This is a genomic window from Streptomyces actinomycinicus (assembly GCF_016741775.1).
In the GTDB taxonomy this organism is placed as follows: Bacteria; Actinomycetota; Actinomycetes; order Streptomycetales; family Streptomycetaceae; genus Streptomyces; species Streptomyces actinomycinicus.
The window spans coordinates 127,899-153,674 of the sequence record NZ_JAERRK010000022.1 but is presented as its reverse complement, the minus strand read 5'-3'; the positions used below and the strand labels follow the sequence as shown (position 1 = coordinate 153,674).

27 protein-coding genes are annotated in these 25,776 nt (G+C 71.1%); 18 read left to right on the top strand and 9 right to left on the bottom strand.

Annotated elements, in window-relative coordinates; genetic code table 11:
- Position 1 precedes the first annotated feature (1 nt).
- Together tal and tkt are read right to left on the bottom strand one after the other, a co-directional pair.
- The gene (gene tal, locus JK359_RS31605; RefSeq protein WP_201842873.1) at positions 2-1,120 is read right to left on the bottom strand and encodes a transaldolase; all 1,119 of its coding nucleotides are present in this window, start codon (positions 1,118-1,120) and stop codon (positions 2-4) included.
- A gap of 33 nt (positions 1,121-1,153) precedes the next feature.
- Positions 1,154-3,241 (bottom strand): transketolase, encoded by a 2,088-nt coding sequence (gene tkt / locus JK359_RS31600; RefSeq protein WP_201842866.1) that lies wholly within the window; start codon positions 3,239-3,241, stop codon positions 1,154-1,156.
- 387 nt (positions 3,242-3,628) lie between these two features.
- On the opposite strand from tkt, the gene JK359_RS31595 reads away from it, so the two are divergent.
- From JK359_RS31595 to JK359_RS31580, 4 genes are all read left to right on the top strand, one after another.
- The gene (locus tag JK359_RS31595) at positions 3,629-4,621 is read left to right on the top strand and encodes a heme o synthase (protein WP_372445509.1); all 993 of its coding nucleotides are present in this window, start codon (positions 3,629-3,631) and stop codon (positions 4,619-4,621) included.
- Between the two features lie 90 nt (positions 4,622-4,711).
- Positions 4,712-5,032, top strand: a complete 321-nt coding sequence (locus JK359_RS31590) for a hypothetical protein (RefSeq protein ID WP_201842858.1) — start codon at positions 4,712-4,714, stop codon at positions 5,030-5,032.
- Between the two features lie 172 nt (positions 5,033-5,204).
- A complete protein-coding gene (locus tag JK359_RS31585) occupies positions 5,205-6,326 on the top strand; it encodes an amidohydrolase family protein (RefSeq protein WP_201842856.1) in 1,122 nt (373 codons plus the stop codon).
- 44 nt (positions 6,327-6,370) lie between these two features.
- Positions 6,371-7,108, top strand: coding sequence for a nucleotidyltransferase domain-containing protein (locus JK359_RS31580; RefSeq protein ID WP_201842854.1), 738 nt, complete (start codon positions 6,371-6,373; stop codon positions 7,106-7,108).
- 1 nt (position 7,109) lies between these two features.
- Here the strand turns inward: JK359_RS31580 and JK359_RS31575 are convergent, their stop codons facing one another.
- From JK359_RS31575 to JK359_RS31560, 4 genes are all read right to left on the bottom strand, one after another.
- Entirely contained in the window at positions 7,110-8,120 is a 1,011-nt protein-coding gene (locus JK359_RS31575; RefSeq protein WP_201842852.1) for a COX15/CtaA family protein, read from the bottom strand.
- Between the two features lie 92 nt (positions 8,121-8,212).
- Complete coding sequence (locus JK359_RS31570; RefSeq protein WP_236678756.1) at positions 8,213-8,929, bottom strand: ABC transporter permease; 717 nt, start codon at positions 8,927-8,929, stop codon at positions 8,213-8,215.
- 234 nt (positions 8,930-9,163) lie between these two features.
- Positions 9,164-10,087, bottom strand: a complete 924-nt coding sequence (locus JK359_RS31565; protein ID WP_201842848.1) for an ABC transporter ATP-binding protein — start codon at positions 10,085-10,087, stop codon at positions 9,164-9,166.
- A gap of 31 nt (positions 10,088-10,118) precedes the next feature.
- On the bottom strand, positions 10,119-10,970 hold the full coding sequence (locus tag JK359_RS31560; protein ID WP_201842846.1) for an AAC(3) family N-acetyltransferase: 852 nt from the start codon (positions 10,968-10,970) through the stop codon (positions 10,119-10,121).
- Positions 10,971-11,154: 184 nt separating this feature from the next.
- On the opposite strand from JK359_RS31560, the gene JK359_RS31555 reads away from it, so the two are divergent.
- The 8 genes from JK359_RS31555 to JK359_RS31520 are packed head-to-tail and all read left to right on the top strand — an operon-like array spanning position 11,155 to position 17,756.
- Entirely contained in the window at positions 11,155-11,889 is a 735-nt protein-coding gene (locus JK359_RS31555) for a helix-turn-helix transcriptional regulator (protein WP_201842844.1), read from the top strand.
- Positions 11,886-13,307 carry a Fe-S cluster assembly protein SufB gene (gene sufB / locus JK359_RS31550; RefSeq protein ID WP_201842842.1) on the top strand — a complete coding sequence of 474 codons (1,422 nt, stop codon included), beginning with the start codon at positions 11,886-11,888 and terminating at the stop codon, positions 13,305-13,307. The genes JK359_RS31555 and sufB overlap by 4 nt, the downstream gene beginning before the upstream one ends.
- Positions 13,308-13,363: 56 nt before the next feature.
- Positions 13,364-14,584, top strand: coding sequence for a Fe-S cluster assembly protein SufD (gene sufD, locus JK359_RS31545; protein WP_201842840.1), 1,221 nt, complete (start codon positions 13,364-13,366; stop codon positions 14,582-14,584).
- Positions 14,581-14,916, top strand: a complete 336-nt coding sequence (locus tag JK359_RS31540; RefSeq protein WP_201842838.1) for a non-heme iron oxygenase ferredoxin subunit — start codon at positions 14,581-14,583, stop codon at positions 14,914-14,916. Before sufD ends, JK359_RS31540 begins: the two co-directional genes overlap by 4 nt.
- Before the next feature lie 7 nt (positions 14,917-14,923).
- Positions 14,924-15,688 (top strand): Fe-S cluster assembly ATPase SufC, encoded by a 765-nt coding sequence (sufC, locus tag JK359_RS31535; RefSeq protein ID WP_201842836.1) that lies wholly within the window; start codon positions 14,924-14,926, stop codon positions 15,686-15,688.
- Positions 15,685-16,941, top strand: coding sequence for a cysteine desulfurase (locus JK359_RS31530; RefSeq protein WP_201842834.1), 1,257 nt, complete (start codon positions 15,685-15,687; stop codon positions 16,939-16,941). Before sufC ends, JK359_RS31530 begins: the two co-directional genes overlap by 4 nt.
- Positions 16,942-16,959: 18 nt before the next feature.
- Entirely contained in the window at positions 16,960-17,427 is a 468-nt protein-coding gene (gene sufU / locus JK359_RS31525; RefSeq protein ID WP_201842832.1) for a Fe-S cluster assembly sulfur transfer protein SufU, read from the top strand.
- A complete protein-coding gene (locus tag JK359_RS31520; RefSeq protein WP_031166063.1) occupies positions 17,424-17,756 on the top strand; it encodes a metal-sulfur cluster assembly factor in 333 nt (110 codons plus the stop codon). The genes sufU and JK359_RS31520 overlap by 4 nt, the downstream gene beginning before the upstream one ends.
- Positions 17,757-17,811: 55 nt before the next feature.
- On the opposite strand, the gene JK359_RS31515 is transcribed toward JK359_RS31520, so the two are convergent.
- Positions 17,812-18,666 (bottom strand): AbfB domain-containing protein, encoded by an 855-nt coding sequence (locus tag JK359_RS31515; protein ID WP_201842830.1) that lies wholly within the window; start codon positions 18,664-18,666, stop codon positions 17,812-17,814.
- A gap of 190 nt (positions 18,667-18,856) precedes the next feature.
- Between JK359_RS31515 and JK359_RS31510 the strand changes: the two genes are divergently transcribed.
- From JK359_RS31510 to JK359_RS31495, 4 genes are all read left to right on the top strand, one after another.
- Positions 18,857-19,180, top strand: coding sequence for a DMT family transporter (locus tag JK359_RS31510; protein ID WP_201842823.1), 324 nt, complete (start codon positions 18,857-18,859; stop codon positions 19,178-19,180).
- A complete protein-coding gene (locus JK359_RS31505; protein ID WP_201842821.1) occupies positions 19,180-19,713 on the top strand; it encodes a TetR/AcrR family transcriptional regulator in 534 nt (177 codons plus the stop codon). Before JK359_RS31510 ends, JK359_RS31505 begins: the two co-directional genes overlap by 1 nt.
- A 63-nt stretch (positions 19,714-19,776) precedes the next feature.
- Entirely contained in the window at positions 19,777-20,763 is a 987-nt protein-coding gene (gene dapD / locus JK359_RS31500; RefSeq protein WP_201842819.1) for a 2,3,4,5-tetrahydropyridine-2,6-dicarboxylate N-succinyltransferase, read from the top strand.
- Positions 20,764-21,055: 292 nt separating this feature from the next.
- Positions 21,056-21,733, top strand: a complete 678-nt coding sequence (locus tag JK359_RS31495; protein WP_201842817.1) for an HNH endonuclease family protein — start codon at positions 21,056-21,058, stop codon at positions 21,731-21,733.
- Positions 21,734-21,917: 184 nt separating this feature from the next.
- Here the strand turns inward: JK359_RS31495 and JK359_RS31490 are convergent, their stop codons facing one another.
- Positions 21,918-22,424: an HAD domain-containing protein gene (locus tag JK359_RS31490; protein WP_201842815.1), complete on the bottom strand. Its 507-nt coding sequence runs from the start codon at positions 22,422-22,424 to the stop codon at positions 21,918-21,920.
- Between the two features lie 138 nt (positions 22,425-22,562).
- On the opposite strand from JK359_RS31490, the gene JK359_RS31485 reads away from it, so the two are divergent.
- Positions 22,563-23,114 (top strand): SigE family RNA polymerase sigma factor, encoded by a 552-nt coding sequence (locus JK359_RS31485; protein WP_201842813.1) that lies wholly within the window; start codon positions 22,563-22,565, stop codon positions 23,112-23,114.
- Positions 23,111-24,355, top strand: coding sequence for a YncE family protein (locus JK359_RS31480; protein WP_201842811.1), 1,245 nt, complete (start codon positions 23,111-23,113; stop codon positions 24,353-24,355). Before JK359_RS31485 ends, JK359_RS31480 begins: the two co-directional genes overlap by 4 nt.
- Positions 24,356-24,463: 108 nt before the next feature.
- On the opposite strand, the gene dapA is transcribed toward JK359_RS31480, so the two are convergent.
- The gene (gene dapA, locus JK359_RS31475; protein WP_201842809.1) at positions 24,464-25,363 is read right to left on the bottom strand and encodes a 4-hydroxy-tetrahydrodipicolinate synthase; all 900 of its coding nucleotides are present in this window, start codon (positions 25,361-25,363) and stop codon (positions 24,464-24,466) included.
- Positions 25,364-25,776: the final 413 nt, after the last annotated feature.

Here is a 25,776-nt window from a genome sequence, read left to right as displayed (position 1 = left end):
CTCAGCCCTCCGAAGGGGCGAGGCGCTCGAGCTCCGCCTGGGTGGACTTCAGCAGGTCGTTCCAGGACGCCTCGAACTTCTCGACGCCCTCGTCCTCCAGCACCTGCACCACGTCGTCGTACGAGATGCCGAGCTTCTCCAGCGCGTCCAGGTCGGCACGCGCCTGCTCGTAGGTGCCGGAGACGGTGTCGCCGGTGATCTCGCCGTGGTCGTCGGTGGCCTCCAGCGTGGCCTCCGGCATGGTGTTGACCGTGTTCGGCGCGACCAGCTCGGTGACGTACAGGGTGTCCGGGTACGCCGGGTCCTTCACGCCGGTCGACGCCCACAGCGGACGCTGCTTGTTGGCGCCCGCGTTCTCCAGCGCGCTCCAGCGGTCCGAGGAGAAGACCTCCTCGTACGCCTGGTAGGCGAGGCGCGCGTTGGCGACGGCGGCCTTGCCGCGCAGGGCCTTGGCCTCGTCGGTGCCGATGCCGTCCAGGCGCTTGTCGATCTCGGTGTCCACGCGGGACACGAAGAAGGACGCCACGGAGTGGATCAGCGAGAGGTCCAGGCCGCGCTCCTTGGCCTTCTCCAGGCCGGAGAGGTAGGCGTCCATGACGGCCCGGTACCGCTCCAGGGAGAAGATCAGGGTGACGTTGACGCTGATGCCGTGGCCGATCGTCGACGCGATCGCCGGCAGGCCCGCCCGGGTGGCCGGAATCTTGATCAGGGTGTTCGGGCGGTCGACGAGCCAGGCGAGCTGCTTGGCCTCGGCGACGGTCGCCTTCTCGTTGTGCGCGAGGCGCGGGTCGACCTCGATGGAGACCCGGCCGTCCTTGCCGTCGGTGGCGTCGAAGACCGGGCGCAGGATGTCGGCGGCGTCGCGGACGTCCGCCGTGGTGATCATGCGGATGGCCTCTTCGACGGTGACCTTGCGGGCGGCGAGGTCCGACAGCTGCTGGTCGTAGCCGTCGCCCTGGGAGATCGCCTTCTGGAAGATCGTCGGGTTCGTGGTGACGCCTACGACGTGCTGCTGGTCGATCAGCTCGGCGAGGTTGCCGGACGTGATCCGCTTGCGCGACAGGTCGTCCAGCCAGATCGCGACGCCTTCCTCGGAGAGGCGCTTGAGTGCGTCTGTCATGGAATTACATCTCCTACGTGTCGTATGTGAGCGTCAGCGCTGGGCGGCGGCGATGGATTCCCGGGCCTGGGCGGCCACGTTCTCGGCGGTGAAGCCGAACTCGCGGAAGAGCACCTTGCCGTCGGCGGACGCACCGAAGTGCTCCAGGGAAACGATGCGACCGGCGTCCCCCACGTACTTGTGCCAGGTCAGGCCGATGCCCGCCTCCACGGCGACCCGGGCCTTGACGGACGGCGGCAGCACGGAGTCCCGGTACCCCTGGTCCTGCTGCTCGAACCACTCCACGGACGGCATGGACACGACCCGCGTGGGAACGCCGTCGGCCTGGAGCTGCTCGCGCGCCTCGACGGCCACGTGCACCTCGGAACCGGTGGCGATCAGGATGACCTGCGCCTCGCCGCCCTCGGCCTCGAACAGCACGTAGCCGCCCTTGGCCGCGTCCTCGTTGGGCTCGTAGGTCGGCACGCCCTGACGGGTGAGGGCGAGGCCGTGCGGCTGGCCCTTGCCGAACTCCTTGGTCCAGCGCTTGAGGATCTCGCGCCAGGCGATCGCGGTCTCGTTGGCGTCCGCCGGGCGGACGATGTTCAGACCCGGGATGGCGCGCAGCGAGGCGAGGTGCTCGACCGGCTGGTGGGTGGGGCCGTCCTCGCCGAGGCCGATGGAGTCGTGCGTCCACACGAACGTCACCGGCAGGTGCATCAGGGCGGACAGGCGCACCGCGTTGCGCATGTAGTCGGAGAACACCAGGAAGGTGCCGCCGTAGACCCGGGTGTTCCCGTGCAGGGCGATGCCGTTCATCTCGGCGCCCATGGAGTGCTCGCGGATGCCGAAGTGGATGGTGCGGCCGTAGGGGTTGGCCTCCGGCAGCGGGTTGCCCTCGGGCAGGAACGAGCTGTCCTTGTCGATGGTGGTGTTGTTCGACCCGGCGAGGTCGGCGGAGCCGCCCCACAGCTCGGGGATCACCGCGCCGAGCGCCTGCAGCACCTTGCCGGACGCGGCACGCGTCGCGACACCCTTGCCGGGCTCGAAGACCGGGAGCTTCTCCTCCCAGCCGGTGGGCAGCTCACCCTTGCTGATCCGGTCGAACTCGGCGGCCCGCTCCGGGTTGGCGTCGCGCCACACCTGGAGGGACTTCTCCCACTCCCTCTTCGCCTCGGCACCACGCTCCAGCGCCTTGCGGGTGTGGGCGATGACGTCGTCCTCGACCTGGAAGCTCTGCTCCGGGTCGAAGCCGAGGACGCGCTTGGTGGCCGCGACCTCCTCGTCACCCAGCGCCGAGCCGTGCGCGGCCTCGGTGTTCTGGGCGTTCGGGGCCGGCCAGGCGATGATCGAGCGCATCGCGATGAAGGACGGCCGGTCGGTGACCGCCTTGGCCTCCTGGATCGCGGCGAAGATCGCCGCGGGGTCCAGGTCGCCGTTCTCCTGGGCCTCGACGCGCTGCACGTGCCAGCCGTAGGCCTCGTAGCGCTTGACGGTGTCCTCGGAGACGGCCGTCTCGGTGTCGCCCTCGATCGAGATGTGGTTGTCGTCCCACAGCAGGATGAGGTTGCCGAGCTTCTGGTGGCCGGCCAGCGAGGACGCCTCGGCGGAGATGCCCTCCTGGAGGCAGCCGTCACCGGCGATGCAGTAGACGAAGTGGTCGAACGGCGACTCGCCCTGCGCCGCCTCCGGGTCGAACAGGCCGCGCTCGTAGCGGGCGGCCATCGCCATGCCCACCGCGTTGGCCACACCCTGGCCCAGCGGGCCCGTCGTGGTCTCGACACCCTTGGTGTGCCCGTACTCCGGGTGGCCCGGGGTCTTGGAGCCCCAGGTACGGAAGGACTCCAGGTCCTCCAGCTCCAGGCCGAACCCGGCCAGGTAGAGCTGCGTGTAGAGGGTCAGGGACGAGTGGCCGGCGGACAGCACGAAGCGGTCGCGGCCGACCCACTCCGGGTCGGCCGGGTCGTGCCGCATCACCTTCTGGAAGAGGGTGTAGGCGGCCGGGGCCAGGCTCATCGCCGTACCGGGATGGCCGTTGCCGACCTTCTGTACGGCGTCTGCGGCCAAAACACGTGCGGTGTCCACGGCCCGCTGGTCCAGCTCGGTCCACTCAAGGTCTGTGGTGGTCGGCTTGGTGCTCACCCTGGGTCAGGGCTCCTCTCCACATGTCGGTCGCCGGTCGTCGGGGCATGCGCCCACCCGGCCGCCGGCGTGCTTCTGCCCACCGGCCGCTGTCGAGCCTACCCCCGTAAGGATGTGCGTTTTTTCGAGTGTTTCCAGACTGCCGGGACTCGCTCCGATCCGCCTCCCGACTGGCCGAGACGGCATTTGGCACATGAATACGGAGCCGCTCATCTGACTGCTCAATCGAGCCCTCGTGCGACCGATGAGCGACCCCCTGGGAGACCCCCGTCAACACGAGCCCACCCCCGCGAAGGCCGGGGTATGGGCAACGTCTAAAGTGGCGTGGTACGCGCGAGCCTTTACCGGTGTTTCACACGGGGGCTTGCTGGGATGTCTCTGTCAGGGGTGTGCGTGACGGCCGTCGAATCCCGTCCTGGGGCCACCTCCCAGGCCCTTAAGGCTCTGGGGGAGGGTGCCGCCCTCGGTGGTGCGAGCCAGGGCCCGGCTCATCGGCCGTTCGGGGCCCGTGCCAAGGCGTTCGTGGCGCTGACCAAGCCGCGGATCATCGAGCTGCTGCTCATCACCACCGTTCCGGTGATGTTCCTGGCGCAGCAGGGTGTGCCCGACCTCGGGCTGGTCCTGCTCACCTGCATCGGCGGCTACCTCTCGGCCGGCGGCGCCAACGCGCTGAACATGTACATCGACCGGGACATCGACGCCCTGATGGACCGCACCTCGCAGCGCCCGCTGGTCACCGGCATGGTCAGCCCGCGCGAGTGCCTGGCCTTCGGCATCACCCTCGCCGTCGTCTCGACGCTGCTGTTCGGGCTCGCCGTGAACTGGCTGAGCGCCTGGCTCTCCCTCGGGGCGCTCCTCTTCTACGTCGTCGTCTACACGATGCTCCTCAAGCGGCGTACGTCGCAGAACATCGTGTGGGGCGGCATCGCGGGCTGCATGCCGGTGCTGATCGGCTGGTCGTCCGTCACCAACTCCATGTCGTGGGCGCCGGTCATCCTCTTCCTCGTGATGTTCTTCTGGACGCCGCCGCACTACTGGCCGCTGTCCATGAAGGTGAAGGACGACTACGCGCGCGTGGGCGTGCCGATGCTGCCGGTCGTCGCCTCCAACAAGGTGGTCGCCAAGCAGATCGTCCTCTACAGCTGGGTGATGGTCGCCGTCTCGCTCCTGCTCACCCCGCTCGGCTACACGGGCTGGTTCTACACGCTGGTCGCCCTGGTGGCGGGCGGCTGGTGGCTGTGGGAGGCGCACGCCCTGCAGAACCGGGCGAAGGCCGAGGTGACGGGCGCGAAGCTGAAGGAGATGCGCCTGTTCCACTGGTCGATCACCTACGTCTCGCTGCTGTTCGTCGCGGTGGCGGTGGACCCCTTCCTCCGCTAGGGCCTGACCGGCGGGGCTCCCGGGGAGCGTGGTCAAGGCCACGCACCCCGCCCGTCGCCGTTTGATCTACCCGTCGGTAGCATCCTGACCATGGCAGACACGCAGCAGGTTGACGCGAGGGCCGAGCGCAAGGCGGCCAAGCTCGCCCGGGAGATCGACGCCTTCTCCAAGGCACACGGCGGCGCCGAGGGCCAGGTGGCCTACATCGGCCAGCGCGGCGCCCGCATCGTCCTCGTCGGCGAGGACGGCGGCTGGGGGGACCTGGTGGCCCCCACGTACGCCATCGCCGAGCAGGCGGTGGCCAAGTCCGGCATCACGCTCCACGAGTCCTTCGACGGCGAGTTCGCGGCGAAGGTGACGACGGGTTCGTACGAGTGGAAGCGGATGGCCGGCATCCAGGTAGGCGGCTGACCAACGCCCCGAACCGGCGCGGCGAGCCGCGCGGTCGACTCCGCACGGTCCCGACCCGCCGGAGAACCGCCGGAGAACCGCCGAAGAACCCGCAGTACCGTGCTCGACCGCGACCTCGGACCCCGTTCACCCGTTAGGCCGGTCGAAGCCAGCGCGCACGCGGGGAGCCGGAATGATCGAAACGCCGTCCCTCGTGGACCAGTACTGCCACGGCGTACTGCGCACCGAGCTGGGCCTCGGCACCTTCGAGGCCCAGCTGGCCCGCACCGAGGGACCCCCCGCGCCGGGCACCACCCTCTTCGACACCCAGACCGGCTTCGCCGTGCGCCGCTGGTGCCCGCCCCTGCTCGGCCTCGAACCGCACTGCCCGCCGGCCCGGTATCTCGCCCGGCGCCGCGAACTGGGCGTCCTGGAGGCGGGCCGCAGGCTGCTGCGCGGCAGCGGCATCACCACGTACCTGGTCGACACCGGACTGCCCGGCGACCTCACCGGCCCCGCCGAACTGGCCTCCGCCGGCGCCGCCCGCGCCCATGAGATCGTCCGCCTGGAACTGCTCGCGGAGCAGGTCGCCGACACCTCCGGCACGGTCGAGTCGTTCCTCGCCAACCTCGCCGAATCGGTGCACGGCGCCGCCGGCAACGCGGTCGCCTTCACCTCTGTCGCGGGCCTCAGACACGGCCTCGCCCTGGCACCGGAACCGCCCGGGCCGGGGGAGGTGCGGGGCGCGGCGGGCCGGTGGCTGGCCGGGCGGCGGGTCGGGGGCGCGCTCACCGACCCCGTGCTGCTCCGCCATCTGCTGTGGATCGCGGTCGCGTCCGGACTGCCCCTGCAACTCCACGCCGGCCTGGGCGAACCCGGCTCCCGCATCGACCGCACCGACCCGGTGCTGCTCACGGACTTCGTCCGGGCCACCGCCGGCCTGGGCACCGACCTGGTCCTGCTGCACAGCTACCCGTACCACCGCCACACCGCCCACCTGGCCGGTGTCTTCCCGCACGTCTACGCCGACTCGGGCGCCGCGCTCATCCGCACCGGCGCCCGGGCGGCCACGGTCCTCGCGGAGATCCTGGAGCTGGCCCCCTTCGGCAAGATCCTCTTCTCCAGCGGCGCCCACGGCCTGCCCGAACTGCACGTCGTCGGCGCCCGCCTCTTCCGCGAGGCCCTGGGCCGGGTCCTGGGCGACTGGGTCGCCGAGGGCGCCTGGGCGCTGGAGGACGCCCAGCGGGTGGCCCGCCTGATCGCGGCGGACAACGCGCGACGGGTGTACGGGCTGAAAGACGGGTGCACGGGCTGAAACGAGACCTGTACCGGAACGCGCCGGCTGTACAGACTGAGCCAATGCCTACCGACACGCTCGTCGCCCGCTTCCTGCGCGAACTGTCCGCCCTCAAGCCCCTGTCGGTGTGGGCGCACGGCTCACTGGCCGGCGGGGACTACCAGGAGGGCCGCAGCGATCTGGACCTCATCGCCGTTCTGCCCGGGCGCGTCGGCCCCCGGCAGGCCTGGCAGGTTGCGGTGGCGCACCACCGACTCCGCGCGGAACCGCTCGCAGGGAAACTCCACTGCAGCTACCTCACCCCCCACACGCTCGCCGGCCCGGACCGCTCGCACCTGACCTGGGCGCACGGCGGGCTGACGCGTCGCCCGGTCACCCCCGTCACCCGCCGCGAGCTGCACGACTTCGGCCTGGTCCTGCACGGCGAGGCGCCCACCGGACTGCTGCCGCCGGTAACGGGCCGGCAGCTCCGCGACTTCGTCGTACGGGACCAGCGGGACTTCTGGCGGCCGGCGGTGCGCAGACGGCGGCAGTGGCGGCAGGACGCCTGGGTCGACCTGGGCCTGCTGACCTTCGCCCGGGCCACCGTCACCCTGCGGGACGGACGGCTCGTCTCCAAGCGGCAGGCGCTCGCCGAACTGTCCGCCCTGGGCGCGCCCGAGGAGGTCGTCGCGGACATCGCGCGACGCCGCTACGAGGATCCCGCCCCGGCCGACGGCGCCTGGCTCGTCCGCCGCGCCGAGCTGACCCGCGCCTACCTCGGTCCGGCGATCGACGCGCTGGTCACCGCCTACGGGTGAGTCAGGCGGACGCGCGCACCGTCGCCTCGGCCGCGGGGCCGGGCAGTTCCAGGCCGGACTCCGGGCGCTCACGCAGCGAGAGCAGGACGCGCAGGGTGCCGATCCAGATCAGGCAGGAGCCGAGCATGTGCAGGGCGACCAGGACCTCGGGCAGGTGGGTGAAGTACTGCACGTAGCCGATCACGCCCTGGGCGAGCAGGACCAGGAACAGCTCCCGGGTCCGGGCCAGCGGGCCCTTCGGCGCGTCGACCGCCTTCAGCACGAACCACAGCGCGAACGTCAGCGTCACCACGATCCAGGCGAGCACCGCGTGCAGCTTGGCGACCGTCTCCCAGTCGATGTGGATGCGCTCGACCTCGCTGGAGTCACCCGCGTGCGGGCCGGCGCCGGTCACCACCGTGCCGACCGCGATGAGCAGCACGGACGCGGCCACCAGGAACCACACCAGCTGCTGCACGGCCTTGCCGACCAGCGGACGGGGGGCCGCGTCGCCCTCCCGGGTGCGCTGCCACATCACCGTCGCGACGGCGATCAGCGCCGTGGAGAGCAGGAAGTGGGCGGCCACCGTGTACGGGTTGAGGCCGACCAGCACCACGATGCCGCCGAGCACCGCGTTGCCCATGACGACCCAGAACTGCGCCCAGCCCAGCCGGGTCAGGCCGCGCCGCCACGGCTTGCGGGAGCGGGCCGCGACGATCGCCCAGCCGACGGCGGCGCACAGCACGTAGGTCAGCATGCGGTTGCCGAACTCGATGATCCCGTGGAAGCCCATGGCCCGGGTGGTGGTCAGCGAGTCGTCGGTGCAGCTGGGCCAGGTCGGGCAGCCGAGGCCCGAGCCGGTCAGGCGGACGGCGCCGCCCGTGACGACGATGACGACCGACATCACGAGTGCGGCGAGAGCCGCCCGCCGGACGGTCCGGGGGTCCGGGGTCCAGCGGTCGGCGATGAAGGCGAGCGGGTTGCGCAGGGCCGCTACGGCATCGGCGCGGTTAAGCTTTGGCACGTGCACCATCGTAGGCCGCCGCTTGTGCATGCGTTCACGAGGGTCACTCCTGCGCGCCTGTGCCGTGCCGCCCGCGTCCGGGACGCGGGCGGCACGCGAGGTCACTCCCAGCGGAAGAACTTCCCGGCGGCGGCCAGGGCCACCACCGCCCACACCGCGAGGACCCCCAGGTCGCCCCAGGGGGTCCCGGCGCCGTGCTGGAGCACGTCCCGCAGGCCGTCCGAGAGCGCGGAGATCGGCAGCAGGCCGAGGACGTGCTCACCGGCCGAGCCGAACTTCTCCAGTGGCACGATCACCCCGCCGCCCACGAGCAGCAACAGGAAGACCAGGTTGGCGGCGGCCAGCGTGGCCTCGGCCTTCAGGGTGCCGGCCATGAGCAGGCCGAGCCCGGAGAAGGCGGCCGTGCCGAGGATCAGCAGGAGCAGGACGGCGGCCGGGTTGCCGTGCGGGGACCAGCCGAGCGCGAGGGCGATCACGGTCAGCAGGAGGACCTGCAGGACCTCCGTGACCAGGACCGACGCGGTCTTCGCGGCCATCAGGGCCCAGCGGGGCAGCGGCGAGGAGGCGAGCCGCTTCAGGACGCCGTAGCGCCGCTCGAAGCCGGTCGCGATGGCCTGCCCGGTGAACGCCGTCGACATCACGGCCAGGGCCAGGACGCCGGGGGCGAGGAAGTCGACGGCCTCGCCCTTGCCGGTGTCCACGACGTCGACCGAGCTGAAGAGCACCAGCAGCAGCGTCGGGATGACGACCGTCAGCAGCAGCTGCTCGCCGTTGCGCAGCAGCATCTTCGTCTCCAGGACCGCCTGCGCCGCGATCATGCGGGGGAGCGGGGCGGCTCCGGGCTTGGGCGTGTAGGTACCCGCGATGGTCACGAACGCAACTCCTTGCCGGTCGGCTCCAGGCTGTGTCTTCCCGGGGGGCGACCCCCGGACCCCCGGCCGGTTCCTGTGCGAGCCGGATTCATGAGCGCAACTCCTTGCCGGTCAGCTCCAGGCTGTGTCGTCCCGGGGGGCGACCCCCGGACCCCCGGCCGGTTCCTGTGCGAGCCGGATTCATGAGCGCAACTCCTTGCCGGTCAGCTCCAGGAAGACGTCTTCCAGGGTGTGGCGTTCCACCGAGATCCGGTCCGGCATCACGCCGTGCTGGGCGCACCACGAGGTCACCGTGGCCAGCAGCTGGGGGTCGACCTTGCCGACCACCCGGTAGGCGCCCGGGGTCAGCTCGGCGGCCGTGCAGTCGGCCGGGAGCGCCTTGAGCAGGGAGCCGACGTCCAGGCCGGGGCGGCCGGTGAAGCGCAGCGTGTTCTCGGCGCCGCCCTTGCACAGCTCCTCCGGGGAGCCCTGGGCGATGACCCGGCCGCCGTCGATGATGGCCACGTCGTCGGCGAGCTGCTCGGCCTCGTCCATGTGGTGCGTGGTGAGGATCACCGAGACGCCGTCGGCGCGCAGGTCGCGGACCAGGTCCCAGGTGGCCCGGCGGGCCTGCGGGTCGAGCCCCGCGGTCGGCTCGTCCAGGAACACCAGCTCGGGGCGGCCCACGACGGCCATGGCGAGCGCGAGCCGCTGCTGCTGGCCGCCGGACAGCCGGCGGTAGCCCGTCCGGCCGCAGGAGCCGAGGCCGAGCCGTTCGACGAGGGCGTCGACGTCCAGCGGGTGCGCGTGCAGCTTCGCCACGTGCCGCAGCATCTCGTCCGCGCGGGCGCCCGAGTAGACACCGCCGGACTGGAGCATCACCCCGATGCGGGGCCGCAGCTCGGCCGACTGCCGTACCGGATCCAGACCGAGGACGCGCACCGTGCCGGAATCCGGCTTCCGGTACCCCTCGCAGGTCTCGACCGTGGTCGTCTTCCCCGCCCCGTTGGGGCCGAGTACGGCCGTCACACCGGGCTGGGCCACCAGGTCGAGGCCGTCCACCGCGGTCTTCGTGCCGTACCGCTTCACCAGGGCCTGGGCCTGGACCACGGGCTCACTTCGCATGAGCCAAGAGTCTAGGTACGCCGTCCGGCTCTCAGGCGCGGGGGTCCCCCCGCTCGAGCGGAGCCGGGAGCGGGGGAGGGGGCGGGAACTCCTCCTCCCGGGGGCGGTGCAGCGGCAGCCACCGCTCGGCGTAGGCCACCGCGTCCGCCACCGGGAACAGACGTGCGTCGGCCGCACCCACCTTGCCGCGGACGACGGGCCGGTCCCGTTCGAAGTCGTGCCCCAGCTCGTCGAACCGGTCCGAGGTGATCGAGACCTCGACGACCGTCTCCCAGCCGCCGCCGGGCGCGGGCCGGCCGACCTGGACGCGCGGCGCCGGTATCCGGTACTCGGCCAGGTGGAAGGCGGTGCAGGAGTCGTAGCCCGCACCGAGGAGCAGCACCCGGGCGCCCATCCGTTCCAGCCGGGCCAGCGGGCTGCGCTCGCCGAGCCGGCAGTCGGTCGCGTGCCCGTCGGTGACGAGCTTCGCCTGCGGGCCGACCGCGGCGAAGGAGGTCTGCGGGTGGGCGCTGCGCAGGGCGCCCGGCCAGGTCCGCACGGTCTCCGGGACGACGCCGACCCCGCGGGTGGGGGTGATCAGCGGGTCGTACGGGGGCATGGTGGCGCGGATCCGGTCCCACCACTCCTCGGGCACCGGCGGACTGCTCCAGACGGCCGGGTCGGACTGGTCGCCGGTCTGGGTGGGGACGACGAGCGTGCCGGACGGGCCGAGGGCGTCGAGGATTCCCTGGACGACGGCGACCGCGCCTCCGTTCACCCAGCCGAGGGAGCTGAGCGAGGAGTGCACGAGGAGCGTCTCACCGGTCTCGACGCCGAGCAGACGCAGCTGGGTGGCGACGGTGTCCCGAGTGACAAGAGGGCCGGTCGGAGGGGGTGCGGACATGCTTCGGGAGTCTTCCTGACGGGGCCCTCGGGCGCCACCGGTTTGGCCGCGCGGCGCCCCTCGGATGATCGATCAGAAGATCGTTTGCGCAGGTCAGATTAGGTATGCCTAAGTGACGCAGGGCACCGCGCGGTGATCCGGACGGCGCTTGTCAGGCCCTGAGGAATTACGCAACAATGGCGTTGTGAAAAACGTCGGCGAGGCTCGGGAGACTCCCACGGGGGCCCCTCAGGAGGAACTCGCGACCGGGGAGCGGTCCACCCGCAACCGGGTCGCGCGGTCCATCCTGGACCACGGGCCGTCGACCGTCGCAGAACTCGCCGGCCGGCTGGGACTCACCCAGGCGGCCGTCCGGCGTCACCTGGACGCGCTGGTCGCGGACGACGTCGTGGAGGCACGCGAACAGCGGGTGTACGGCGCGCGCACGCGCGGCCGGCCCGCCAAGGTCTTCGCGCTCACCGACTGCGGCCGGGACGCCTTCGACCAGTCGTACGACAAGCTCGCCGCGGACGCGCTCCGCTGGATCGCCGAGCAGGGGGGCGGCCCCGAGGCGGTCGCCGCCTTCGCCCGCGCCCGGATCGCCGCCCAGGCGACCGAGTACCGCAAGGCGATCGAGGCCGTGACCCCGGACAAACGCGCGGAGGCGCTGGCCAAGGCGCTGAGCGTGGACGGGTACGCTGCCACCGCGCGCAGCGCACCGGTCGGCGAACAGCTGTGCCAGCACCACTGCCCGGTCGCCCACGTCGCGGAACAGTTCCCGCAACTGTGCGAGGCCGAGACGGAGGTCTTCGCCGAGCTGCTGGGTACCCATGTCCAGCGACTGGCGACCATCGCGCACGGCGACGGCGTCTGCACGACGTTCATCCCCAAGATTTCCACTGACGCACCTGCAAGCACGGCCGGGAGGAACCCCGCATGACTCTCCCCACGGAGACTGCTCACCCCGAACTCGAGGGCCTGGGCAAGTACGAATACGGCTGGGCCGACTCCGACGTGGCCGGTGCGTCCGCGCGCCGTGGCCTGAGCGAGGACGTCGTCCGCGACATCTCGGACAAGAAGTCCGAGCCCGAGTGGATGACGAAGCTGCGTCTCAAGGGCCTGAAGCTCTTCGAGAAGAAGCCCATGCCCAACTGGGGCTCGGACCTCTCGGGCATCGACTTCGACAACATCAAGTACTTCGTGCGCTCCACGGAGAAGCAGGCGGAGTCCTGGGAGGACCTGCCCGAGGACATCAAGAACACCTACGACAAGCTGGGCATCCCGGAGGCCGAGAAGCAGCGCCTCGTCGCCGGTGTCGCCGCCCAGTACGAGTCGGAGGTCGTCTACCACCAGATCCGCGAGGACCTGGAGGAGCAGGGCGTCATCTTCCTCGACACCGACACCGCCCTGAAGGAGCACCCGGAGCTCTTCAAGGAGTACTTCGGCACGGTCATCCCCGCCGGTGACAACAAGTTCGCGTCGCTGAACACCGCCGTGTGGTCCGGTGGCTCCTTCATCTACGTGCCGAAGGGCGTGCACGTCGAGATCCCGCTCCAGGCCTACTTCCGGATCAACACGGAGAACATGGGCCAGTTCGAGCGGACGCTGATCATCGTCGACGAGGGTGCCTACGTGCACTACGTCGAGGGCTGCACCGCGCCGATCTACAAGTCGGACTCGCTGCACTCCGCTGTCGTCGAGATCATCGTCAAGAAGAACGCCCGCTGCCGCTACACGACCATCCAGAACTGGTCGAACAACGTCTACAACCTGGTCACCAAGCGCGCCGTGGCCTACGAGGGCGCGACCATGGAGTGGGTCGACGGCAACATCGGCTCCAAGGTGACGATGAAGTACCCGGCCGTCTACCTGATGGGCGAGCACGCCAAGGGCGAGACCCTCTCCATCGCCTTCGCGGGCGAGGGCCAGCACCAGGACGCGGGCGCCAAGATGGTCCACATGGCGCCGAACACGTCGTCCAACATCGTCTCGAAGTCGGTCGCGCGCGGTGGCGGCCGCACCTCCTACCGCGGTCTGATCGAGATCGGCGAGGGCGCCCCGGGCTCGAAGTCCAACGTGCTCTGCGACGCGCTGCTGGTCGACACGATCTCCCGCTCGGACACGTACCCGTACGTCGACGTCCGCGAGGACGACGTCTCCATGGGCCACGAGGCCACCGTCTCCAAGGTCTCCGAGGACCAGCTCTTCTACTTGATGAGCCGCGGTCTCTCCGAGGACGAGGCGATGGCGATGATCGTGCGCGGCTTCGTCGAGCCGATCGCCAAGGAACTGCCCATGGAGTACGCGCTGGAGCTCAACCGGCTGATCGAGCTGCAGATGGAAGGCGCGGTCGGCTAGCCGCCATCGCCCCACCATCAAGCCACTGACCTGAGAAAGCGAGCAATACGACAGCCATGGCTGAGGCTCAGAACTCCCCCACTCTCGGCTCCGCTCGAGCGGGGGGACCCCCGCCCGTGGGCTCCACCACCGCGGGCTCGATCGCGGTCGCCGCGGAGTCGACCGTCGTCTCGCGCATGAGCGCGCCCCCGTCCTTCGACGTCGCGGACTTCCCGGTCCCGCACGGCCGTGAGGAGGAGTGGCGGTTCACCCCGCTGGAGCGGCTGCGCGGCCTGCACGACGGCACCGCCGTCGCCACGGGTGACGGCGTGAAGGTCGACGTCCAGGCCCCCGCGGGCGTCACCGTCGAGTCGGTCGGCCGCGACGACGCGCGGCTCGGCAGGGCGGGCACCCCGGTGGACCGTGTCGCCGCCCAGGCGTACACCGCCTTCGAGCAGGCCTCGGTCGTGACCGTCCCCAAGGAGACCGTCCTCACCGAGCCGATCCGCATCGCCGTGCACGGCCAGGGCGGCACCGCCTTCGGCCACCAGGTGATCGAGCTGGGCGCCTTCGCCGAGGCCGTCGTGGTCATCGACCACACCGGCGACGCCGTCCTCGCGGCCAACGTCGACTACCTCCTCGGTGACGGCGCCAAGCTGACCGTCGTCTCCGTCCAGGACTGGGACGACAAGGCCGTCCACATCGCCCAGCACAACGCGCTGGTCGGCCGGGACGCGTCCCTCAAGTCCGTGGTCGTCACCTTCGGCGGCGACGTGGTGCGTCTGCACCCGCGCGTGGAGTACGCCGGCCCCGGCGGCGAGGCCGAGCTGTTCGGCCTGTACTTCACCGACGCGGCCCAGCACCAGGAGCACCGCCTGCTGGTCACCCACAACGCCCCGCACTGCAAGTCGAACGTCGTCTACAAGGGCGCGCTCCAGGGCGACGACGCGCACGCGGTCTGGATCGGCGACGTGCTCATCGAGGCCGCGGCCGAGGGCACGGACACCTACGAGATGAACCGCAACCTGGTCCTCACGGACGGGGCGCGCGTCGACTCGGTGCCGAACCTGGAGATCGAGACCGGCGAGATCGTCGGCGCCGGCCACGCCTCCGCGACCGGCCGCTTCGACGACGAGCAGCTCTTCTACCTGATGGCCCGCGGCATCCCGGAGCAGGAGGCCCGCCGTCTGGTGGTCCGCGGCTTCTTCGCCGAGCTGGTCCAGCAGATCGGTGTCGCCGACATCGAGGAGCGCCTGCTCGCCAAGATCGACGAAGAGCTGGAGGCTTCGGTCGCATGACGTCGATCGACCGTGCCCGTTTCGTCCGGGCCTGCGGGCTGAGCGAGCTGGAGGAGGACACCCCGAAGCGGGTGGAACTCGACGGCACGCCGGTCTCGGTCGTGAAGACCGAGGGCGAGGTGTTCGCGATCCACGACATCTGCTCCCACGCGAACGTCTCCCTCTCCGAGGGAGAGGTGGAGGACTGCCAGATCGAGTGCTGGCTGCACGGCTCCGCCTTCGACCTGCGCACCGGCAAGCCGTCCGGCCTCCCCGCGACGCGCCCCGTCCCCGTATACCCCGTCAAGATCGAAGGGGACGACGTTCTCGTCTCCCTCACCCAGGAGTCCTGAGGCACCCATGGCAACGCTTGAAATCCGAGACCTGCACGTCACCGTCGAGGCCGACAACGCCACGAAGGAGATCCTCAAGGGCGTCGACCTCACCGTGAAGCAGGGCGAGACGCACGCCATCATGGGCCCCAACGGCTCCGGCAAGTCGACCCTCGCCTACTCCCTGGCGGGTCACCCGAAGTACACCGTCACCGGCGGCACCGTCACCCTCGACGGCGAGGACGTCCTGGAGATGTCCGTCGACGAGCGCGCCCGCGCCGGCCTGTTCCTGGCGATGCAGTACCCGGTCGAGGTCCCCGGCGTCTCGGTCTCCAACTTCCTGCGCACCTCCGCCACCGCCATCCGCGGCGAGGCCCCCAAGCTGCGCACCTGGGTGAAGGAGGTCAAGGAGGCCATGGAGCGCCTCAACATGGACCCCTCCTTCGCCGAGCGCAACGTCAACGAGGGCTTCTCCGGCGGTGAGAAGAAGCGCCACGAGATCCTCCAGCTCGAGCTGCTCAAGCCGAAGATGGCGATCCTCGACGAGACCGACTCCGGCCTGGACGTCGACGCGCTCCGCATCGTCTCCGAGGGCGTCAACCGCGTCCGCGAGACCGGCGAGGTCGGCACCCTGCTGATCACGCACTACACGCGCATCCTGCGCTACATCAAGCCCGACCACGTCCACGTGTTCGCCGGCGGCCGCATCGTCGAGTCCGGCGGCCCCGAGCTGGCGGACAAGCTGGAGAACGAGGGCTACGAGGCATACGTGAAGGGTGGCGCATCCGCGTGACACAGCTGCCGGGCCTCCTCGACACCGAGGCGATCCGCAAGGACTTCCCCGTTCTGGACCGTCAGGTCCACGACGGCAAGAAGCTCGTGTACCTGGACAACGCGGCGACCTCGCAGAAGCCGCGCCAGGTGCTGGACGCCCTGAGCGAGTACTACGAGCGCTACAACGCCAACGTCCACCGCGGTGTGCATGTGCTCGCCGAGGAGGCCACGGCGCTGTACGAGGGCGCGCGCGACAAGGTCGCCGCGTTCATCAACGCGCCCAGCCGCGACGAGGTGATCTTCACCAAGAACGCCTCCGAGTCGCTGAACCTCGTGGCGAACATGCTGGGCTGGGCCGACGAGCCCTACCGGGTGGACCACGAGACCGAGATCGTCATCACGGAGATGGAGCACCACTCCAACATCGTGCCGTGGCAGCTGCTGGCGCAGCGCACGGGCGCGAAGCTGAAGTGGTTCGGCCTGACCGACGACGGCCGGCTCGACCTGAGCAACATCGACGAGGTCATCACCGAGAAGACGAAGATCGTCTCCTTCGTGCTGGTGTCCAACATCCTCGGCACGCTCAACCCGGTCGAGACGATAATCCGGCGTGCTCAGGAGGTCGGTGCCCTCGTCTGCATCGATGCCTCCCAGGCCGCTCCGCACATGCCACTGGACGTGCAGGCCCTGCAGGCCGACTTTGTGGCCTTCACCGGCCACAAGATGTGCGGCCCGACCGGCATCGGCGTCCTGTGGGGCCGTCAGGAGCTGCTGGAGGACCTGCCCCCCTTCCTGGGCGGCGGCGAGATGATCGAGACCGTCTCGATGCACTCCTCCACCTACGCCCCGGCACCCCACAAGTTCGAGGCGGGCACGCCCCCGATCGCGCAGGCGGTCGGCCTGGGCGCGGCGATCGACTACCTCCAGTCGATCGGCATGGACAAGATCCTCGCCCACGAGCACGCGCTCACCGAGTACGCGGTGCAGCGGCTCGCCGAGGTGCCCGACCTGCGGATCATCGGCCCGACGACGGCCGAGGACCGGGGCGCCGCGATCTCCTTCACCCTCGGGGACATCCACCCGCACGACGTGGGCCAGGTGCTGGACGAGCAGGGCATCGCGGTCCGGGTCGGTCACCACTGCGCGCGTCCGGTCTGCCTCCGCTACGGAATTCCTGCGACCACGCGAGCGTCGTTCTATCTGTACTCCACGCCGGCCGAGATCGACGCACTGGTCGACGGCCTGGAGCACGTACGGAACTTCTTCGGCTGAGAGGCGTGAGCTGACACAGTGAAGCTGGACTCGATGTACCAGGACGTCATCCTGGACCACTACAAGAACCCGCACGGGCGTGGTCTGCGCGATGGCGACGCCGAGGTGCACCATGTGAACCCGACGTGCGGCGACGAGATCACCCTCCGCGTGAAGTACGACGGCGCGAGGATCGAGGACGTGTCGTACGAGGGTCAGGGCTGCTCGATCAGCCAGGCCAGCGCGTCCGTACTCAACGAGCTGCTGGTCGGCAAGGACCTGTCCGACGCGCAGAAGATCCAGGAGACCTTCCTGGAGCTGATGCAGTCCAAGGGCAGGATCGAGCCGGACGACGCGATGGAGGACATCCTGGAGGACGCGGTCGCGTTCGCCGGTGTCTCCAAGTACCCCGCCCGGGTCAAGTGCGCCCTCCTGAGCTGGATGGCGTGGAAGGACGCGACGGCCCAGGCGCTGGGTGGCGCCGACGCCGAAAGGAAGACGGCATGAGCGAGACCGCTGAGATGAAACCGGCCTCGGAGGAAGAACTCCGCGAGGCGCTGTACGACGTCGTCGACCCCGAGCTGGGCATCGACGTCGTCAACCTCGGCCTGATCTACGGCATCCACATCGACGACGCGAACATCGCGACGATCGACATGACCCTGACGTCGGCGGCCTGCCCGCTGACGGACGTCATCGAGGACCAGGCCAAGTCCGCCACGGACGGCCTGGTCAACGAGCTGCGCATCAACTGGGTCTGGATGCCGCCGTGGGGTCCGGACAAGATCACGGACGATGGCCGGGAGCAGCTCCGGGCGCTCGGGTTCAACGTCTGAGAACACTGTGCGCGGGAAGCGGCGGCACCCCTCGGGTGCCGCCGCTTCCGTGTGCTCAGGGCGCCCCGTCGACCAGCAGGAACGCCGAGTCCGCCCGGTAGGAGCCGGTGTCGCGGTACGGGTCCAGCCGCAGCCCGGAGTTCTGGTGGCGCAGGAAGCGGCCGGGGTGGGCGGCCGATTCCAGCGCGGTCGCGCCGGTGAAGGCGGAGGGGTGGGGGCAGAAGGTGGCGTCCCGGGCGAACGGGCGTGAGCCGTCGTCGTGTCCGGCGCGCAGCACGGAGTTCCGGGTGCGCAGGTACCGCCCGTCGGCCGTGGCGAAGGAGTAGCAGTGGGCGTCCGCCAGACCCTTGACCAGCTTGAAAGTGGCGGCGCGGCGGCCGGCTGCCGAGGTGACCGGGCCGAGCCGCACGTCGTCGCCGCCGAGGCGCCAGTAGCCGTCGGGCCGGTTGAGGGAGCGGACGGCGGTCGCCCGGCCCGTGGCCTGAGGTGAACTCCGTCGTGGGAAAGGCCGCTTCGCGGTCGTCGGGGTCGGCTGGGCGGTGGGGATCACGGGGGACTCGACGGCCCTCGGAGCCGTCGGCGACGCGGGACCGCCGCGCTTTCCGGGGGCGTTCGCCCGCGCCGACGGGGAGGCCCCCGGCGGGGAGTCGTCCGACGGGGAGACGGAGGGGTGCTCACCGGGGCCGCCGTCGGCGGGAGCCGCGTTCGCCGTGGGCGCCCGGTGCGCCTGTGGGGTCGCCCGCGTCTGCGGGGCTCCGCCGTGCACGGCCATCGCGGTGACACCGGCGGCGACGGCCGCCAGGGCCAGCACGCCGGCCGGCCGGAGTATCCGTCTCCTGGCCGGCCGGGTGGCGGCGTTCCTGGGGTCGCCGTCCGGCTGCTGCGGGACGAGGGGGCTGTTCTCGGGCATGCGTGGTTCTCCGTCGCCGCCGGGCGGCAACCGGGGCGTGTAAGGGGGAGGCGTGTGTGCCGTGGTGCCGGGGGGTGGACGCTAGTGAACCCGGCGCCGGACGAGGGGTGTTTCCGCTCCGACTCTGACCCGAAAGTGTGACTTTCTCATTGTGTACATCCGTACGCATCCGGTGTGTACGCTTGTACGCATGGGATATCTGCTGCTCGCCGGCGCCATAGCCGCCGAGGTCGCCGCGACGACGGCGATGAAGTACACCGAGGGATTCAGCAGGCTCTGGCCCTCCCTCCTGACGGCGCTCGGCTACGTCGTCTCCTTCGCGCTGCTCGCCCAGACCCTGAAGACCGTGCAGATCGGCACGGCGTACGCCATCTGGTCCGGGGTGGGCACCGCGGCCATCGCCGTCCTCGGCCTGCTGCTGTACGGCGAAGGGCTGAGCCTGACCAAGGTCGCCGGGATCGTGCTGATCATCGGCGGAGTGGTGGTCCTGAACCTGGGCGGGGCGACGCACTGATGCCCCGCCGATTCGACCCCGAGCGCCGGCAGCGGATCATCGACGCGGCGATCCGCGTGGTCGGCCGGGACGGCATCGCCGGGCTGAGCCACCGTACGGCCGCCACCGAGGCCGACGTACCGCTCGGCTCCACGACGTACCACTTCGCCACCCTGGAAGAGCTGCTGGTGGCCGCGCTGCGGCAGGCGAACGAGGGCTTCGGCCGGGTACTGGCCGAGCGCCTGCCCGAAGACGCCCGGGGTGATCTCGCCACGGAACTCGCCCGGGCCCTCGGGCAGTGGCTGGGCGGCGACCGCACCGGCGTGGAGCTGGAGTACGAGCTGTACCTGGCGGCCCTGCGCCGCCCCGCGCTGCGTCCCGTCGCCGCCGAGTGGACCGAGCAGGCGGCCGCGCTGCTGGCCCGGCGCACCGACCCGGTCACGGCACGCGCCCTGCTCGCGCTGATGGACGGCATCTGCCTGCAGGTGCTGCTGACGGGCGGTTCGTACGACGAGGAGCACGCGCGCGCCCTCCTGGCTCGGCTGATCCCCTGAACCCCGCCCGGCACGTGAGACGCGGTTCGCCCTCACCACCCCGCCCACGTTAGGTTTTCTCCCATGACCGAGTCTGCAACCCGTACCACCGGCGCCGTCGCCGCCGGCCTCGCCACGATCGCCTCCGACGGCACCGTTCTCGACACCTGGTTCCCGGCCCCCGAGCTGGTCGAGGAGCCCGGCCCGGCCGGCACCGAGCGGCTGTCCGCCGAGCAGGCGGCGGAGCTGCTGGGCGGCGGCGCGACCGCGGCGACCGGCCCGGACACCCGCCGGGGCGTCGAGGTGGTCGCGGTGCGCACGGTCATCGCCTCGCTCGACGACAAGCCGCTCGACGCGCACGACGTCTACCTGCGCCTGCACCTGCTCTCGCACCGCCTGGTCAAGCCGCACGGGCAGAACCTGGACGGCATCTTCGGCCACCTCGCCAACGTCGCCTGGACCTCGCTCGGCCCGGTCGCCGTGGACGACGTCGAGAAGGTGCGCCTGAACGCCCGCGCCGAGGGCCTGCACCTGCAGGTGACCTCGATCGACAAGTTCCCGCGCATGACGGACTACGTCGCCCCCAAGGGCGTCCGCATCGCCGACGCCGACCGGGTCCGCCTGGGCGCGCACCTCGCCGAGGGCACGACGGTCATGCACGAGGGCTTCGTCAACTTCAACGCCGGCACCCTCGGCACGTCGATGGTCGAGGGCCGGATCTCCGCGGGCGTCGTGATCGGCAACGGTTCCGACATCGGCGGCGGCGCCTCCACGATGGGCACCCTGTCCGGCGGCGGCAACGTGATCATCTCCATCGGCGAGCGCTGCCTGATCGGCGCCGAGGCGGGCGTCGGCATCGCGCTCGGCGACGAGTGCGTGGTCGAGGCCGGCCTGTACGTCACCGCGGGCACCCGCATCACCATGCCCGACGGCCAGATCGTCAAGGCCCGCGAGCTGAACGGCGCCTCCAACATCCTCTTCCGCCGCAACTCGGTCACCGGCACCGTCGAGGCCCGCCCGAACAACGCGGTGTGGGGCGGCCTGAACGACATCCTGCACAGCCACAACTGATCATGGGTGGCCGTGACCTGCGGCCGCCTCCTCGATCAACGCCCTGACCTGCTGCCGAGCTGTCGGCAGTTGTCGGCGTCGGTCATCTATGAGCGCCCTTCCGCGGCCACAGGACGGCCCGGGAGGGCGCTCGTGCGTCCAGCGTGCCTATGCGTACCCCCTAGTGGGCCGTGCGGCGACTACTCCGACACGCACAGGTGGCACACCTACCAGGTGAACGCACGCACCTGTTCGGCTCATTCGTTCGAGTCGAATCCCATGATTGAAGTACTTTCAGTCAATCCTGCGGTGCGTGATCAGCAACCTCAGGCGCGTCGCGATTGCGGCCGCACTTGTCGCCGTGCCCCTCGTGGCACCCACGCCGGCCCACGCGCGTGATCGGTCCGTCCCGAGCTACACACTGCCGATGTCGGCCGCGGTCCATGTCCTTCCCCTCGCGGCGGAAGTGCGGGACGGCTACCAGCGCACCAGCTTCAAGCACTGGAACGCGGGCCAGAACCCCACCGACGGATGCAACACACGAGCGGAGGTGCTCATCTCCGAGGCCGTGGACCCGCCGCAGGTCCTCCCCGGCTGCAAGCTCTCAGGGGGGCGATGGTGGTCGTACTACGACGCCAAGTGGCTGACCCCCGCGTCCGCTTTGGACGTCGACCACATGGTGCCGCTGGCCGAGGCCTGGGATTCCGGGGCGTCGCAGTGGACCGCTCAGCGGCGTGAGGCGTACGCCAACGACCTCGCCGTCCCGGCCTCCCTGGTCGCTGTCTCCGCGGCCTCGAACCGCAGCAAGGCGGACCAGGACCCGGCCGAGTGGCTGCCGCCGGCCGTCGACGTCACCTGCCGATACACCTCCGAGTGGGTCGCGACCAAGCTCCGCTGGGGACTCACCGTCGACGCCGTCGAACGCGAGGCACTCACCCAACTCGCGGAGGCGTGCCCCGGCACCACGGTGACCTTCGAGCCCGCTCCCTAGCGCGGTGGCCTCGCCTGCGAACGGGGCGGGGCCACCAAAGGGGGCGGACCAGCCCCCTGACCTGCACCGCAATCAGAACCGCCACAACTGACGTACGACGTCCTCCGGAGCGCCCCTCGCCGTCCGGGCAGGGGTGCTTCGCCGTGTCCGGGAGGGATCCCGGTCGTGCGGGCGGGGGCGTCGGTCAGAGGGGCTGGGGCGTGGTGAAGGCTCTCAGGGCCGTGAAGTCGGAATCCCGGAGGCCGATGCGCGGGTCGACGTGATGCAGGAGGGCCGGGGCGGGGTGGTGCGCCGTCACGTACGCGAGGTCCGCCCGGCTCTGCTCGTCGTCCACCCAGGCGAACGGGCGGTCCCCGGCGTACGCCATGATCGCCTCCGTCTTCCAGTGGACGCCGTCCGGGCGCTCGGCGAACAGGCCCCTGCCGAAGTCGACGTACGGCAGTGCGGGCAGGCCCAGCACCGGGGCGATCCAGGTGTTGGCCTCGGCCATCCAGCTCGTCGCCCAGCACAGCTCGTAGCCGAGCCGGAGCAGGGCCGGGCCGTGGTCCGGGTTCAGCCAGACCCGCAGGGGGCGCCGGTACCCGAGCGGCACCCGGATCGTCGTGTAGCCCTCCGGCCGGTGTTCCGGCCGGGCCGCGTACGGGTTGAGGGGGCCGTCCACGTCGAGGAACAGCAGGGGGCGGCGGCTCATGCAGTCACCGTAGGGCAGGCGCGTCCGCCGGGCCCGGAGATTTTTTCCGGGGGCAGGCATAGTGACGGGCCGGTACGCACGTCAGGAGGAGTGCAGGGCCCGGACAACAGGTGGGGCCCGGGGGAAGAGAAGGTGACGATGGATGCCGAAGCGCAGGAGAGTTTCCGGGAGTTCGTGGCCGGCAGGTCGTCCGCGCTGCTGAAGACCGCCGTCCTGCTGACCGGCGGGGACCGCCACGCCGCCGAGGATCTGCTGCAGAACGCGCTGGTCAAGGCGGTCGGGCGGTGGCACCGGATCGACGAGCCGGAGGCCTACGTCCGGCAGATCCTGTACCGGCAGCAGATCAGCCGCTGGCGGCTGAAGTGGCGGCGCCGCGAGGTCGTGGTCGCCGAGCCGCCGGAGGGCGGTCAGGCCCCGGACACCGCGGGCGCCGCCGAGACGCGGATGGTGCTGCGGACTGCACTGTCCCGGCTCACCGCGCGCCAGCGCACCGTGCTGGTGCTGCGCTACTTCGAGGACCTGCCGGAGGCCGAGGTGGCCCGCATCCTGGGCTGCTCCGTGGGCACCGTACGGTCCACCACCCACCGCTCGCTGGCCCGGCTCCGCGAGCTGGCGCCCGAGCTGGCGGCGGTCGGCCCCCGGCCGCAGCGGCCGTCCCGTGACTTCTCGCCCGTGGAGGTGCGTTCGTGAACGTGGAGGAACTCGTGCGCGAGACGCTGCGGGACCAGGCCGACGGCCAGCCGCCGGCGCCGCCGGGACTCGCCGACCGGGTGCTCGGGGCGCACCGGCGCCGCCGGAACCGCAGGCTGGCGTCCGTCGCCGCGGCCACCGCCGCCGTGGTCGCGATCGCCGTGGGCGTGCCGTTGCTGGACTCCGCCACCGGGACGGACGCGCGGCCGTCCGGGGCGCTGGACTCGGGTGGGGTCCGGGCCCACCCGGACCAGTCACCGCCGCGCGACCGGATCGGGGCCGGGGACACCGTGCTCGCCGCCTACTACACGGCGGAGTTGCAGCAGCGCACCGACGAGCGGGGTGTGGCGGCGCGTACCTACTGGCTGCTCGACCCCAGGACCGGGAAGTACAAGAAGGACGCACGTTGGTCCTTCGTCACGGTCGCCCCCGGCCTGAAGACCGCCGCCGTGCTGGAGCGGAACCTGCCCGCCCACCGGATCGGACTGCTCGACCTCGCGACGGGGGAGGTCGAGCGGTGGATCCCGGTCCGGCACGGCGTCGGCGGGCTCGCGTTCTCGTACGACGGCACCCGGCTCCTCGCGACGACGTACGGCGAGAACCCCGACCTGCGGGTCAAGGAGAGGCTGCACGACGAGGACGGCAGGACGACGTGGATGTGGGGGGTCAGGTTCGGTGACTCGAGCCGGTCCGGGTTCTACGACCTCGACGTGGCCTCCGGCGCGGGTTCCTGGAGCCCGGTCGCACCGGACCGCGACCTCAACCCCCGCGCGGACTTCGCCTACAGCCGCAACGCCCGGTCCGTGTACGCGCAGTACATCGGCGGCCGGGACGGTCTGCAGCAGTTCTACGACCTCGAGGGCCACAAGACCGTGCCGCCCGCGGACGAGAAGTTCCTGCGGTCCGACGTGCCCGCGCGGCTGTCCCCGAGCGGCAGGCTCGCCGCCCTCGGCCTGACGAAGGAGGTCGCCGGGAACCCCGGCAAGTCCTACTCCTCCGTCCGCGATCCCCGTACGGGCAAGGAGATCACCAAGGTGCGCGGAGGCCACCTGCTCGCCTGGGCCGACGACAAGCACCTGATTGCCTGGGAACGGGTGACGAGTCTGGAGGAGGAGTACCGTCCCCGGCTCGTGCTGGTCACGATCGGCAGCGACGAGGTCGTACCGCTGAGCGGCGTCCGGGAGCCCGACAAGCCCGGCGCCCTGCGGGAGTCGTGGCAGCCGGTCTTCGCCCGACGCTGACCGGCGCGCGCTGACCGGCACGTGCTGATCAGCTCGCGGCGACTGGCTCGCGTCGACCGGCTCGCGTCGGGATCGCGGCGACCGGTACGTGCTGACCGGGACACCTGATCAGTTCGCGGTGAGTGCCTCGTACCGCGCCAGCAGCCCGTCGGCCGTCTCCCGGCCGGCGGGCAGCAGCGGTGCGCGCACCGGCCCGGCGGGCAGCCCGAGGCGGTCCAGGAGGGCCTTCGCGGTGACCGTGCCGGGCAGGCCCGAGTCCATCACCGCCTCGATCAACGGCATGGCCGCCAGCTGGAGTTCCGTCGCCCGCGCGGTGTCACCGGCGTCGAACGCGGCCAGGATCGAGGCCATGTGCGCCGGTGCGGCGTTCGCGACCGTGCTCACACAGCCCGCCCCGCCGACCGCGTACAGCGCCAGCACGTGCTCGTCGCAGCCCGCGTAGTACGCCAACTCCGTCTGCCCCAGCACCTTCTGGATGCCGAGGAAGTCGTAGGAGCAGTCCTTGACGGCCACGATCCGCGGGTGCTGCGCCAGACGGATCATGGTGTCCGGTTCGATCCGGGTGCCGGTGCGGCCCGGGATGTCGTAGAGCATCACCGGCAGTTCGCCCGCGTCGGCGACCTGGCGGAAGTGGGCGGCCACCGCCTCCTGTGGGGGCCGGCTGTAGTAGGGCGTCACGACCAGGAGGCCGTCGGCGCCCGCCTTGCCGGCCGCGAGCGCCAGCTCCACCGTGTGCCGGGTGTCGGAGGTGCCCACGCCCGCGACCAGCGTGGCCCGGTCGCCGACCGCCTCCCGTACGGCGGCCACCAGCCGGGTCTTCTCCTCGTCGGTGGTGGTGGGGGACTCGCCGGTGGTGCCGCTGAGGACCAGGCCGTCGCAGCCCTCCGCCACGAGCCGGGCGGCCAGCCGCTGGGCGCCCGGCACATCCAGCGCGCCGTCCTCGGTGAAGGGTGTGATCATCGCGCAGAGGGCGCGGCCGAAGGGTGCGGGCTTGCGGGTGCTCGTCATGGGAGTAGTCTCGGCACCACTTCGATGAAGCTCTACTTAATTCTTCTACCGAGTATCCCTAAGCATTGCTAACCTCTTCGGGATGTGATCGACGGTCCGGTGTCCGACTCGGCCGTTTATGCGTCACTATGGCCGGAGGGTCACCGACGCCAGGTCATGGGAGGTGGGTGCCATGAAGCTCGGCAAGGCACTGGCCGCCGGGGTCGCCGTGGTGCGGCCGCTCGGCTGAGGGTGCTCGCGGCAGCCGTCGCGGTACCGGCGCCGGCCCCGCCGGGTCGAGGCCTGCCGCAGGGCCGCCGGGTTGAGGCCCACCGCAGGGCTGGGCGTGCCCGAACTCCTTGCCGGGGCCGCCTAATTGCGGGCGCGTCCCGACTGGTTCCAGACCCAACTCGCCCGCCTCGGCGAACGCGGCG